General features: G+C 59.6%; 11 protein-coding genes. All 11 read right to left on the bottom strand.

What is annotated here, in order from left to right; genetic code table 11:
- Window positions 1–6: 6 nt before the first annotated feature.
- Window positions 7–498 (bottom strand): hypothetical protein, encoded by a 492-nt coding sequence (locus tag PHAMO_RS18745; protein WP_002731152.1) that lies wholly within the window; start codon window positions 496–498, stop codon window positions 7–9.
- A gap of 309 nt (window positions 499–807) precedes the next feature.
- The gene (locus PHAMO_RS16965) at window positions 808–1,581 is read right to left on the bottom strand and encodes an inositol monophosphatase family protein (protein ID WP_002731150.1); all 774 of its coding nucleotides are present in this window, start codon (window positions 1,579–1,581) and stop codon (window positions 808–810) included.
- Entirely contained in the window at window positions 1,578–2,933 is a 1,356-nt protein-coding gene (hflX, locus tag PHAMO_RS16960; protein ID WP_002731149.1) for a GTPase HflX, read from the bottom strand. Before hflX ends, PHAMO_RS16965 begins: the two co-directional genes overlap by 4 nt.
- Window positions 2,934–3,188: an RNA chaperone Hfq gene (hfq, locus tag PHAMO_RS16955; RefSeq protein ID WP_002731148.1), complete on the bottom strand. Its 255-nt coding sequence runs from the start codon at window positions 3,186–3,188 to the stop codon at window positions 2,934–2,936.
- Window positions 3,189–3,263: 75 nt separating this feature from the next.
- On the bottom strand, window positions 3,264–3,947 hold the full coding sequence (locus tag PHAMO_RS16950) for an HAD family hydrolase (RefSeq protein ID WP_002731147.1): 684 nt from the start codon (window positions 3,945–3,947) through the stop codon (window positions 3,264–3,266).
- Window positions 3,947–5,323, bottom strand: coding sequence for a Trk system potassium transporter TrkA (gene trkA / locus PHAMO_RS16945; RefSeq protein WP_002731146.1), 1,377 nt, complete (start codon window positions 5,321–5,323; stop codon window positions 3,947–3,949). Before trkA ends, PHAMO_RS16950 begins: the two co-directional genes overlap by 1 nt.
- A gap of 2 nt (window positions 5,324–5,325) precedes the next feature.
- A complete protein-coding gene (ntrX, locus tag PHAMO_RS16940) occupies window positions 5,326–6,720 on the bottom strand; it encodes a nitrogen assimilation response regulator NtrX (RefSeq protein WP_002731145.1) in 1,395 nt (464 codons plus the stop codon).
- Window positions 6,710–8,971, bottom strand: a complete 2,262-nt coding sequence (locus tag PHAMO_RS16935; RefSeq protein WP_002731144.1) for a sensor histidine kinase NtrY-like — start codon at window positions 8,969–8,971, stop codon at window positions 6,710–6,712. The genes ntrX and PHAMO_RS16935 overlap by 11 nt, the downstream gene beginning before the upstream one ends.
- Window positions 8,968–10,422, bottom strand: coding sequence for a nitrogen regulation protein NR(I) (gene ntrC / locus PHAMO_RS16930; protein ID WP_002731143.1), 1,455 nt, complete (start codon window positions 10,420–10,422; stop codon window positions 8,968–8,970). The genes PHAMO_RS16935 and ntrC overlap by 4 nt, the downstream gene beginning before the upstream one ends.
- Window positions 10,419–11,552, bottom strand: coding sequence for a two-component system sensor histidine kinase NtrB (locus PHAMO_RS16925; RefSeq protein WP_002731141.1), 1,134 nt, complete (start codon window positions 11,550–11,552; stop codon window positions 10,419–10,421). The genes ntrC and PHAMO_RS16925 overlap by 4 nt, the downstream gene beginning before the upstream one ends.
- A complete protein-coding gene (gene dusB / locus PHAMO_RS16920; protein ID WP_002731137.1) occupies window positions 11,552–12,562 on the bottom strand; it encodes a tRNA dihydrouridine synthase DusB in 1,011 nt (336 codons plus the stop codon). The genes PHAMO_RS16925 and dusB overlap by 1 nt, the downstream gene beginning before the upstream one ends.
- Window positions 12,563–12,593 lie beyond the last annotated feature (31 nt).

Below are 12,593 nucleotides of genomic sequence, written 5' to 3'. Positions count from 1 at the left end.
ATGACGTTAACGCACACCCCGACGGGCACAGGCGGCGGCAAGTGCCCGCTGGTCGTCCAACATCATCGGCTGATCGTTAAAGGTAAAGCTATCTCTGGCGAAGTCGTACTTGACCGTCCCGATCTTCGACTGGGTTAGGCCCAGTCCCTTAGCGATGCCTTGCGGGGTCGTATTGCCCTGACGCTCCTTGTTGTAGGTGAGTGGATTAATCGTGATCGGAATTTCCAACACATCGGGCACAACTCTTCGGGCGAAATCGGCGGCAACCGGATCAAGATCGGCGGACACGACCCGCCGTCCACGCGCATCCACGCCGGGGCGATAGGCAACGTCAGCATCCGGGATGTGGCGGATCAGACGTGAACAATCCGGCTTTGAGATAGTAATCACAAGAGGGGTATCCGGCATCAGCCGGGTCGGCGCCCCGGCTGATGGATCGGCCAACGCCGGGGCGACAGCGCAAATGGACAAGCACGAGACCAGCAGGCAGCGGAACATGGCGGAAACCCTCCTTGCGTCTTCTCTAGACAGCCCGGTTAAGGCATCGACTCTTTCGCTCACGCCCTGCGCTATGGAATCTAAATTAAAAAACAGGATGACGCAGGGAACAAAGTTGCGTAGCCTTGGCCTTAAGCCCGGTCTACGGGCAAACCATCCAAATCAATGGCCGACCTTCCTCGCATGGCCTTAGGTTCGGAAGGAAACGTCCCCTGATATGATAGCGGAACCAGCATAAAAAAGCGGCGGAATCGGCAACCGGTTCCGCCGCAAATGTTTGGGATTATAGCCGATAGATCGCAGACGCCTCTAATCGACAAGCAAAGTCCGTAACGAGGACCAAGAATCTTCGTCAGGTGCCAGCAGCAAAGCACCGTCATGGAACCGCGGGCGATAGGCGCTTCCATCGATCAGACGGCCATACCCTCCGGCTTCGGCATGGATCAGCATCCCGGCGGCGTGATCCCATGGCATCAGCCTGCGGAAATGAGCGAAATGCAGCTTACCTGTGACGAGATCGAGGTAATCGTGGGCGGCGCTTCCTTTGCGACCTACCCGCGCAACCCGCCCCGCCAGACGCGCCGAGCGCTTGACCGAACCCACCAGAGTTTCGAGAGGCCCACCGGGCAATACGGACAAACGGCGGCCAGACTCCCAGGCTCCGCTGCCACGTTCGGCGATTGTCATACGCCCCGAGACAGGATCGAAGATCCAGCCGATTCTAGTGACGCCATCGACAACCAGAGCAAGGATAACCGCAAAGCGGGTCAGTCCTTGGGCAAAATTTGAGGTGCCGTCAACCGGGTCGATCACCCACACCGCGCCGGATCGTTCGAGAGCGGATAGAAAGGTGGGATTGGCGGCAACCGCTTCCTCGCCGACACAGGCGGCTCCGGGCAGAACGTCGGCAAGACGAAGTGTCAGAACCCGCTCAGCTTCGATATCAGCCTCGGTCACCAATTGACCAGGCTGCTTCTCGCGGATTTGCCCCGCCGTCAAATTGCGGAAGCGGGGAAGAATTTCAGCGGCGGCAACGTCACGGATAATCGTCGATACCCGCTCGACATCGATCAGACTAGTCATGAGAGCGGCCGCGCTGAAGCCTGACGTTGCTGAAAGCGGCGGACGTCGGCGGCTTCGAGTTTAACCCGCAAGTAGGCGTGGCTCTGATCGTCGCGCCGGGCCACGACCTCACCATGGCGATACAGCCAGGCAATCGACGCGCCATCGGTCAGAGACAGCGAAACGTCGATCATCGCCCGCCCCTGTCCCAAGCGACGGTCAAGTTCGGCAAGCAGTGCCGGAACACCTTCGCCCGTCACCGCCGAGAACGGCAGGCGTGCCGAATGACGTTGAGCCTGATTAAATACTTCCTCACGCCGTTCAGCATCGAGCAGGTCAATCTTGTTCAGCCCTTCGACCAAACCATTATCGACCATTTCCTCTAATCCCAATTCACGCAGAACGGCTTCCACGTCGGCGGCCTGGGCTTCGCTGTCGGGGTGGGATATGTCCCGGACATGAACCACCACATCGGCCTCCAACACCTCTTCCAACGTGGCGCGGAAGGCCGCGACCAGTTCATGCGGCAGATCGGAAATAAAGCCGACAGTGTCGGACAGAATCACCTTACGGCCCGAAGGAAGATCCAGAGTCCGCATCGTCGGGTCGAGGGTGGCGAAGAGCATATCCTTAGCCATCACCTCGGCGCGGGTGATGGTGTTAAACAAGGTTGACTTTCCCGCATTGGTGTAGCCGACCAGGGCAACGATCGGATAGGGCACCCGTCGCCGTGCCTTGCGGTGAAGGTCGCGGGTGCGCTTAACGTCGTCTAATTCGCGTTCCAGCTTGACGATACGGTCGCCGATCATGCGGCGGTCGGCTTCAATCTGGGTTTCACCAGGGCCGCCCAGGAAGCCAAAGCCACCACGCTGGCGCTCAAGGTGGGTCCAGGACCGCACCAGTCGCGAGCGTTGGTAGCTGAGCGCCGCCAACTCGACCTGAAGCGTCCCTTCCCGCGTCCGAGCACGAGCCCCAAAGATTTCGAGAATAAGGCCGGTACGATCGATGACCTTGCAACCCCAGGCTTTTTCGAGATTGCGTTGCTGCACCGGGGTCAGCGGGGAGTCGATCACGGCCAGAGTGATCTCAGCATCGGCGATGGCGTCGGCCAATCGTTCGACCGCCCCCTTGCCGAGCAAGGTGGCGGGACGCGGCCGGGGTACTGGAACCGCCTCGGCCAGAACGATATCGAGATCAATCGCCTGGGCCAGACCGATCGCTTCGGCCAACCGCGCCTCTGGCAGACGGACGGCCGTCACCGGCAAGGAATCAGCCGCGCCCTCCCCGCGCCTTTCGGCTTTCCGAGCGGGATGAACCACCAGGGCGCGTTGACGCGAAGACAAAACCGAAGATTCGGGGGGACGGGAAACCACTTATTCTTCGCCGCTTTCCTTAGCCGTGGGATCGAACAGGATAACGGGTGTTGACGGCATCACTGTCGAAATCGCGTGCTTATAGACCAACTGAGTATGACCATCCCTGCGCAGAAGGACGGAAAAGTTATCAAACCAAGTTACAATCCCTTGAAGCTTTACACCATTGACAAGGAAAACTGTCACAGATGTTTTATTCTTTCGGATGTAATTCAGAAATACATCTTGTACGTTTTGGGTCTTCTCTGCGGACATCTCTTTGATCCGTTCTTATTGCCCGTTTGGATTAATCAAAGCACTGCCGTCGGCAGTGCTCGATTATCTCTTTCGTTAGCACCATTTCAGCGCAATGGGAACCGATAGTTCGCAGAGCAGATTGCCCAGGGAACGGCAACCGTCCAATACATGGGGTGGAGCAACCGGAAATTCACCGGGGCGGGGCGGTTCAGGCCGCAACAGCACCGGGCTGCACCCCGCATTGACAGCGCACTGGATATCGACCGGAGAATCACCGATGAACCACACGTCTGGACCGAGATTCACCCCGGTCCCGTCCAGCGCCAACAGAACCGAGGCGGCATCAGGCTTGTCAGCGGCGGCGTCTTCGGCCCCGACCAGACGGCTGAAATAATCAGTCCATCCCAGAACCTCGGCCTCCTTACGCAGGAAGTGGCCGCGCTTATTACTCACCACAGCCAGAACCAGATCAGTTTCGGCCAACGCTTCGAGCAAGGCGGCAGCATCGGGCAAAGGTGCCAGATGGTCGAGATGAATCTCGGCAAAAGCGTTGCTGAAGACCTCGCGCGCCTCGGGCCAACGATCGCCGAACATCGCCGGAAAGGAATCGCGCATCGACGCGGCGACCTGTCCCTTGGTTTCCTCCATACTCCAGTCGGGCAGACCGAAATGGCGGAAGGTCGCGTTATAGGTCTTCTGGATACAAAGCCAGGAATCGACCAGAGTGTTGTCCCAGTCAAAGACAAGAGCCCGCGGCGGGGGCAGAAGAAGCGACATCAGAAGAATTCCAACCGAACAGAGAACATTTTTTCTACTTTCTTGACCGCCTCGGCGGCGGCGAACAGAATAACCCGATCTCCCGCTTGAACCACGGTGGCTCCCCGCGGCGAGATCACCCGGCCGCCACGCACCACCGCTCCAAGCAGAACCCCGGCTGGAAGCCTGACATCGCGCAACGGCTTACCAACCAGACTGGAGGTTTCGAGCGCGTCAGCTTCAATCAGCTCTCCAAAACCTTCATGCAGCGAGTGAACGCCGTGAATCCGACCGCGCCGGACATGGTGGAGAATGTTAGAGACGGTGATGGCGCGGGGTGAAATCACCACGTCGATCCCCAGCGGAGCAACCAGAGCACCGTAATCCGTCTTATTGATCAGGGTCATGGTACGACGGCAGCCATACCGCTTGGCAAGCAGACTGGCGAGGATATTGGTCTCGTCGTCATTGGTCACCGCGACCACGGCCTCGGCGGCGGCGACCGAGGCTTCCTTTAAAATCTCGGCGTCGAGCACATCGCCATTGATGACCACCGAGCGGGTCAGACTACGAGCGACCAGTTCAGCGCGGTCCTTATCGATCTCGATCACTTTGATCGAGGTGTTCGGATGGGCTGCCTCAAGCTGCTGGGCCAGGAACAGTCCAATATTGCCGCCTCCCAGCACCAGAATGCGCCGGGCTTCCTGATCTTCGCGACCGAAGGCGGCCATTGCGCGTTCGACATGGCCGGTATCGACAACGAAATAGACTTCGTCGCCCTCCAACATCTGATCTTCGGAATCCGGAACAATCGCCTTGCCGTCGCGAACGATGCCGATGATGACAATCGCCAGATCGGGAAACAGGACGGTAAGCTGACGGAGTGGCGTATTGATCAGCGGGCACTGATTGGTACAGCGCACTCCGATCAACCGAACCCGGTCATTGGCCAGCGGAATAACATCGATCGCGCCGGGAACCTGAAGACGACGCGTGATGGCGCGGGCGACCTCGATCTCCGGACTAATGATAACGTCGATCGGTAGATGTTCTCGGCTGAACAGGTTCGACCAGATCGGCTGGAGATAACTCTGGCTGCGAATACGCGCGATCTTGGTCGGCACGTTGAACAGCGAATGCGCCACCTGACAGGCCACCATATTGACTTCGTCGGCGGCCGTGACAGCGATCAGCATGTTGGCATCGGCAGCACCGGCCTGCTCCAGCACTGCCGGATGCGAGGCAAAGCCCGAGACCACCTGGACATCCAGAGTATCGCCGATCTTGCGCAACAGATCCGGGCGCTGATCGATCACGGTAACGTCGTTGTTTTCGCTGGCAAGGTAGTGGGCGATGTTGAACCCGACCTGCCCTGCCCCACAGACGATGACCTTCATCGTTAACGCACCTTTTCGTCGGTATTAATTCCGAGAAGCTTTAACTTCCGGTGTAAGGCCGAACGCTCCATACCGACAAAGGCGGCGGTGCGTGAGATATTGCCAGCAAATCGATTGACCTGGGCTAACAGATATTCCCGCTCGAACAATTCGCGGGCCTCACGCAGGGGAAGCGTCATGATTTCGCTCGATTTTTCCCAGCGTAGAACGGCGGGGGTAATCGCACCGATCTCACTCGGCAGCATATCGGCCCGCACCGGGTCGCGCCAGTCGCCGGGCGCCATGATCAGCAGCCAGTCGATCGCATTGCGTAATTGACGTACATTGCCCGGCCAATCATAGGCCTGAAGCGCCGCAAGGGCGTCTTCACCCAATGGACGCGGCGGCACCCCGGCCAATTGCGCCGCCAGCTGCATGAACTGACGGGCCAGAAGAGGGATATCCTCCTTGCCGTCACGCAGGGCTGGCATCCGGATCGGAACGACGTTGAGACGGTAGAACAAATCCTCGCGGAAATGGCCGGCGATCATTTCGGATTGCAGATCGCGGTTGGTGGTGGCGATCACCCGGACATCGACCTCGACCCGTTTACCGCCACCGACCCGCTCGAAGGTCTGATCCTGAAGGACGCGGACAATCTTGCCTTGAGTCTCCAACGGCATGTCGGCGACTTCATCCAATAGCAGGGTGCCGCTATGAGCCTGCTCGAACGTGCCGATTTTACGTGGAGATGTGGAGCCATCGGCACCGTATTCGGTGCCGAACAACTCGATTTCCATCCGATCCGGGTGCATCGCGGCGCAATTGACCACGACGAACGGTCCTTCGGTCCGACGCGAATGAGCGTGGATCATCCGGGCCGCCACTTCCTTGCCCGACCCAGCCGGTCCTGTGATCAACACCCGCGAATTGGTGGGCGCAACCCGCTCGATCGTCTGGCGGATTTGCACCAAAGCAGGCGAGATTCCAACCAAATCGCCGGTTGAACCGGAGCGAACCCGTAACTCTTGGTTCTCACGCTTCAGCCGAGCGGATTCGATGGCGCGATCAACCACCAGCAACAGCCGGTCGGCCTTGAATGGCTTCTCAATGAAGTCATAAGCACCCTGCTTGATCGCCTGCACGGCGGTCTCGATGGTACCGTGCCCGGATATCATCACGACGGGAACGTCGGGATGTTCGCGCTTGATCTCGTCGAGCACACCCAGCCCGTCAAGGCGAGACCCCTGGAGCCAGATGTCTTGGATCACCAGAGAGGGACGGCGGGCACGTATCCGCTCCAGCGCCTCGTCGGCGTTTGCAGCCTCGCGGGTACTGTGCCCCTCGTCCTCGAGAATGCCGGCGATAAGGACACGAATATCGGCCTCATCATCGACGATCAGGATGTCATGCGCCATGAACTACCGTCTTGTCACCGGAGGATTGAGATGGTGGCGGCTCGGTTGCCGGAAAGATCAGACCGACCCGCGCCCCCCCTTCCAGCGCGTCTTCAAGATACAGATCACCCCCATGGTCTTCCATGATCTTCTTGACGATAGCAAGACCTAATCCGGTACCCTTGGTCCGGGTGGTGACATAAGGCTCGGTCAGCCGCTCACGATTTTCACGCGGCAATCCACGGCCGTTGTCTTCGACCTCGATCACGGTTCTCTCTGTCTCCTGTCGCAGACGCATCACGATCCGCCCTGGAATCGTCTGGTCGTCTCGCCCCCGCACTGCCTCGACCGCATTTTTCAGCAGGTTGGTCAGTGCCTGTCCGATCAGCCGTCCATCAGCGGTGATCGGCACCGGCTGATCGGGAATCTGATTCTCGAAGGAGATTTCGGGCGCTCCAGTTCGTTGCAGGAACATCGCCTGACGGCAGATATTACTGAGGTCGTCAGGCTTCATCTGTGGGGCTGGCATCCGGGCAAAAGACGAGAATTCATCGACCATCCGCCCGATATCCCCCACTTGGCGAACGATGGTATCGGTCAGCTGAACGAACGTATCAGGATCGCTACCGATCTCCTTTAAATATTTGCGCTTCAGCCGTTCCGCCGACAATTGGATCGGAGTCAGCGGGTTCTTGATCTCGTGGGCGATCCGGCGGGCAACATCGGCCCAGGCAGCCTTGCGCTGGGCGGAAACCAATTCAGTAATATCATCGAACGTAACGACGAAACCGACGGTTTCGCCGTCTAAATTCTCGGCAGCGACACTGACCAGCAAGATTCGCGACCGCTCGCCGGGAGGAGACAGCCTTACCTCACGCTGAAGCAGTCGGTCGGGACGGCGGGCAACTTCGTCAACCGCCTCGGCCAGTTCGGGCAGAACCTGATGCAGATCCTCGCCGATATGCTCTTCCAACGACAATCCGACCAACTCGCTCGCGGAACGATTCGGCAGATGAATTCGTCCCTGGCTATCGAGGCCGATCACGCCAGCAGAGACACCGGCCAAGACCGTTTCGGTAAAGCGTCGGCGCTCGTCCAGCTCGCGGTTGGCATCCATCAGATCCTGACGCTGGCTGGAAAGCTGATCGGTCATCCGATTGAAAGCACGGGATAAAAGACCGACCTCATCGGTGGCGTTCTCCTCGCTGACGCGGGCGTGGAGATCGCCCGAGCGCACCCTCTCGGCGGCGTCGATCAACCGTACAATCGGCGTTGCCAACCGGGTAGCCATCATCAGGCCGACCCGTACCGAGGTCAGTACCAGCAGAAGGGCCACCATCCCGAACACCAGAGAAAATGCGGTTTCCAGCCCGGATCGGCGCCCTTCCAATCGTTCGTACTGAGCAACGGCCGCCGAAGTTTGCTCCATGTGGCCGATCACCTTGGGATCGACAAACCGCCCGACGAACAGAAAGGTATCGCCGAACAAGCCTGGCACCTGGACCAGTGCCCGCACCCGGTCTTCCCCTCCGCCGGTCAGCACGGCAACATCCCCGGCTCGGGCCTTATCGAAAGCCCATTGGGGAATCTGGTCGATATTGGCTTCGACGGCGAAGATCAGCCCAGATCGGGCCAAAATGGTACCGCGCCCGTCGAACACGATCGCTTCGGTCAACCCGCGTACCGCTGCCTGGGTCGCCACGAATTGCGAAAAATGTGGGGGCGAGCGCATCAGCATCGGCCCCTCGCGGTTGATGTCGTTGGCCATCGCCAGGGCATCGCCGCCGATGATTTGCTTATGCTCTTCCAGATAAGCGTGGGCAACCTCCAGAGAGGCCTGAAGCGCGGTACGAACCCGCTCCGAAAACCAGCTTTCCAAGCCATACCGGAAGAAGACCGCCGACCCCACCGACATCAGGGCCGAAGGAGTCACTGCTACCAGCGCGAACAGCACGATGAAGCGCAGATGAAGCCGCGACCCCGACGAACCGCTACGGCGGGCTCGCATCACTTCGAGCACCCGGAACCCGACCACAGCCCCAAGCGCCAGCAGCAGGACACAATCGAGACCGAGCAGAATCTGCACGGTATGAGGGTCGGGCTGAGCGATACCGGCATCGGCCAGAACCCAGATGGTGGCAATCACCGATGGGATCGTGGCCAGAGTCAAACCATAGGCCAACAGGTGAGGCAGGTCGGTCTGCCGCACCCACGAACCGAAACGACGGGCGGATTCGTGTCGCTCCGGCACCATCGCGTCGCCTTCCATCATTTCAGGGTGCGGCTGACCTGCAACTCCAGGTCGCGGATTTTTTTGCGCAACGTATTGCGATTAAGACCCAACAACTGAGCTGCCTTGATCTGGTTGCCACGAGTAGCCTCAAGAGCAATCGAGATTAGCGGTTTTTCCACCTCTCGCACCACCCGATCATACACACCCGCGGGAGGGAGCCCATCGCCATGATTAGCGAAATAATCGCGCAAGTGGCGCTCAACCGTCGCCGACAGCCCTTCCCCTTCGATTCCGGCGCCGATTGTATCGGCCGGAGGCGCACCTCCAGCCAGTTCGGCTTCGATCACGTCGATTCCGATCACTTCCTGCGAATAAAGCGCAGCAAGACGGCGGACCAGATTCTCCAACTCGCGGACATTGCCGGGCCAGCGATGCCGCTTCAAACGCTCCATCGCATGGGAATCGATCGTCTTGGTCGGCAAGCCTTCCGATCCGGCCAGGGCCAAGAAGTGGCGGATAAGTTCAGGGATATCCTCGCCACGCTCGCGCAGCGGCGGGAGTCGGATCGGCACCACGTTCAAGCGATAGAAAAGATCCTCGCGGAACAGTCCCTGGCGGATCAGCTGGGTCAGGTCGCGATGAGTGGCGGCGACAATGCGGACATTGGCGCGGATCGGTACACGCCCGCCAACGGTGGTGTACTCACCTTCCTGGAGAACGCGAAGCAGCCGGGTCTGAGCCTCGGGAGGCATATCACCGATTTCATCGAGGAACAGAGTCCCCCCCTCGGCCTGCTCGAACCGCCCGGCGGCACGCTGGGTCGCGCCGGTGAACGCCCCCTTCTCATGGCCGAACAATTCGCTCTCGATCAATTCACGCGGAATTGCCGCCATGTTGATGGCAACAAAGGGACCGTTACGGCGTTTACCGTAATCGTGCAACGCACGAGCCACCAATTCCTTGCCCGTGCCGGACTCGCCGGTGATCATCACCGTCAGGTCGGTTCCCATCAGCCGAGCCAGGGTTCGGTAAATTTCCTGCATCGCTGACGAACGGCCAATCAGCGGCAGCTTCTCTTCATCCTCGTCCTGGGCGATCTCGGACGAAGCGGCACGCGGCGTGGACAAAGCGCGGCTCACCACCGCGACCAGTTCCTTTAGATCGAACGGCTTCGGCATATATTCGAAGGCACCGCGCTGAGTCGCTTTGACCGCGGTCAACAGGGTGTTCTGGGCACTCATCACGATGATGCGCAGATCAGGGCGGATCTTCTTGATCCGAGGCAGCAGGTCGAGTCCGTTCTCGTCCGGCATCACCACGTCGGTGATAACCAGATCGCCCTCACCTTCCGACACCCAGCGCCACAAGGTCGAGGCATTTCCGGTCGTCCGCACCTCATAGCCGGCCCGACCCAGGGCCTGGGACAACACGGTACGGATGCCTCGATCGTCGTCAGCCACCAAAATGGTAGCGGTGGTAGACATGGTCATTCGGTTTCCTTGCTTTCGCCGTCCAGGACCATCGGCAACAACACCCGGAAAATCGTCCGCCGGGGCTGGCTGTCGAACTCGATCACACCACCATGGTCGTCAACGATTTTCGCCACCAACGCCAATCCCAATCCGGTTCCGGTGGTTTTGGTGGTGACAAAGGCGTCGAACAGATTGGGGCGCAGATCGTCGGGGATGCCGGGACCGTTATCTTGAATGCTGACCACCAACGGCAGGTGACGCTTGACTTCGTTGCCGCCTGGCAACGCCAGCCGCACACCATGCTGATAGCCGGTAGAAAGGATGATCTCCCCCCCTTCCTCGGGCACCGCTTCAGATGCATTCTTGACCAGATTCAAGAAGACCTGGATCAGCTGATCGCGATCGCCCTGGGCTGGAGGCAGCGAGGGGTCATAATGCTCTACGATACGAATTTGGCGGGCGAATCCAGCCACGGCGATGCGGCGGACATGCTCCAGAACCTGATGCAGGTTGACCGGATCACGCACGGCGGTCGGATTATCGGAAAACGCCTCCATCCGATCGACCAGGGCGACGATGCGGTCTGCCTCGTCACAGATCAACTGTGTCAGAACCCGGTCGTCTTCGTTGGCGTTCTGCTCAAGCAACTGAGCGGCACCACGAATTCCTGACAGCGGATTCTTTACCTCGTGAGCCAGGATAGACGCCATCGCTGTCACTGAACGTGCGGCATTGCGGCTGGTCAGATGAGCGCCGATCTTCAGGGCGATCGATTGCTCATGCAGGCTGACCACCACAGCCCTCGCCTGTTCGGCGATAGGAGAAACCTGGACGCTGACGATGCGGTGACCAGTGCGAGGGGTGTCAAGCACCACACCATATTCAGCAACGGAATTGCCGTCGCCGCGCGCCTGGGCGATCAACGCCAAAACTGGCGAATCCGGTGGCAAGAATTCGCTGGTGGGATGGCCGCACAACCACGCGGCCCCGCAGGCGAACAATTGCTCCGCTCCACCATTGGCGAAGCGGATAATATTGTCTCCATCGACCGCCAACACGGCAGCGCTCAACGCGTTCAAAATGACGTCAGGGTCGAAGGTGGTGCCGCTGACACGGCGTCTTGGCGCGGCAATGGTAGGGAGGGCCATCAAGCGGCCACCTTTCCTGCCAACGAGCCGAAAAATTCGGCAAGGGCACGGCGCACCGCGTCAGGATCGTCCAGCCGATTGATCCCGGCGCGAAACTCGGCCGACCCCGGCAATCCACGGGAGTACCAGGCGAGATGCTTGCGGGCGTTGCGCACGCCCGAAATCGTTCCGTAATGCACCAGCAAAGCCTCGAAATGATCCATCACGATTTCGTACAATTCCGCTATCGAGGGATCAGGACGCCGTTCGCCGGTGGCAAGAAAATGCCCCACCTGCCCCGGCAACCATGGCCGCCCCATGCTCCCCCGGCCGATCATTACGCCATCGGCACCGGAAAGCTCAAACAAGCTGATCGCGTCCTCTATGCTGCAAACGTCACCATTGCCGATCACCGGAATCGACACCGCGCGTTTAACTTCGCCGATAAATGCCCAATCTGCCCGACCGCCATACATCTGGCTGCGGGTCCGTCCGTGGACGGTGACCATTCGGATACCGCTTTCCTCGGCGATTCGGGCCAGTCGAGGCGCATTGAGGCAGGTCTGATCCCACCCCATCCGCATTTTCAGCGTCACAGGCAGATCGACGGCGCGAACCACCGCCTCCATCAACCGTCCTGCCAGCACTTCATCTTTCATAAGGGCGGCGCCGGATTCTCCTTTGACCGCCACCTTCTTGACCGGACATCCCATGTTGATGTCGATAATGGCGGCTCCCATGTCCTGGTTGAGCCGGGCAGCTTCGGCCATCGCCTCGGGCTCGCATCCGGCAAGCTGGACCGAGGTTGGCTGATCGACGGACTCATGACTGGCCATGCGCATCGTCTGGCGGTTCTGGCGAATCATCGCTTGGCTGGCGATCATTTCCGAGACGACGAGGCCAGCACCTAGACGGCGAGCCAAACGGCGGGTGGGGAGATCGGTCACTCCCGCCATCGGTGCCAGAATCACGGCATTGTCGAGGGTGACAGATCCGACGGTAAGGGACGAGGGGAAGCGGGTGCACATCATCTGTGCATATTTATTATGCAGATGTCCCCCG

The organism is Magnetospirillum molischianum DSM 120, from assembly GCF_000294655.1.
GTDB lineage: Bacteria > Pseudomonadota > Alphaproteobacteria > Rhodospirillales > Magnetospirillaceae > Phaeospirillum > Phaeospirillum molischianum.
This window is presented reverse-complemented; position numbering and strand designations above follow the sequence as displayed.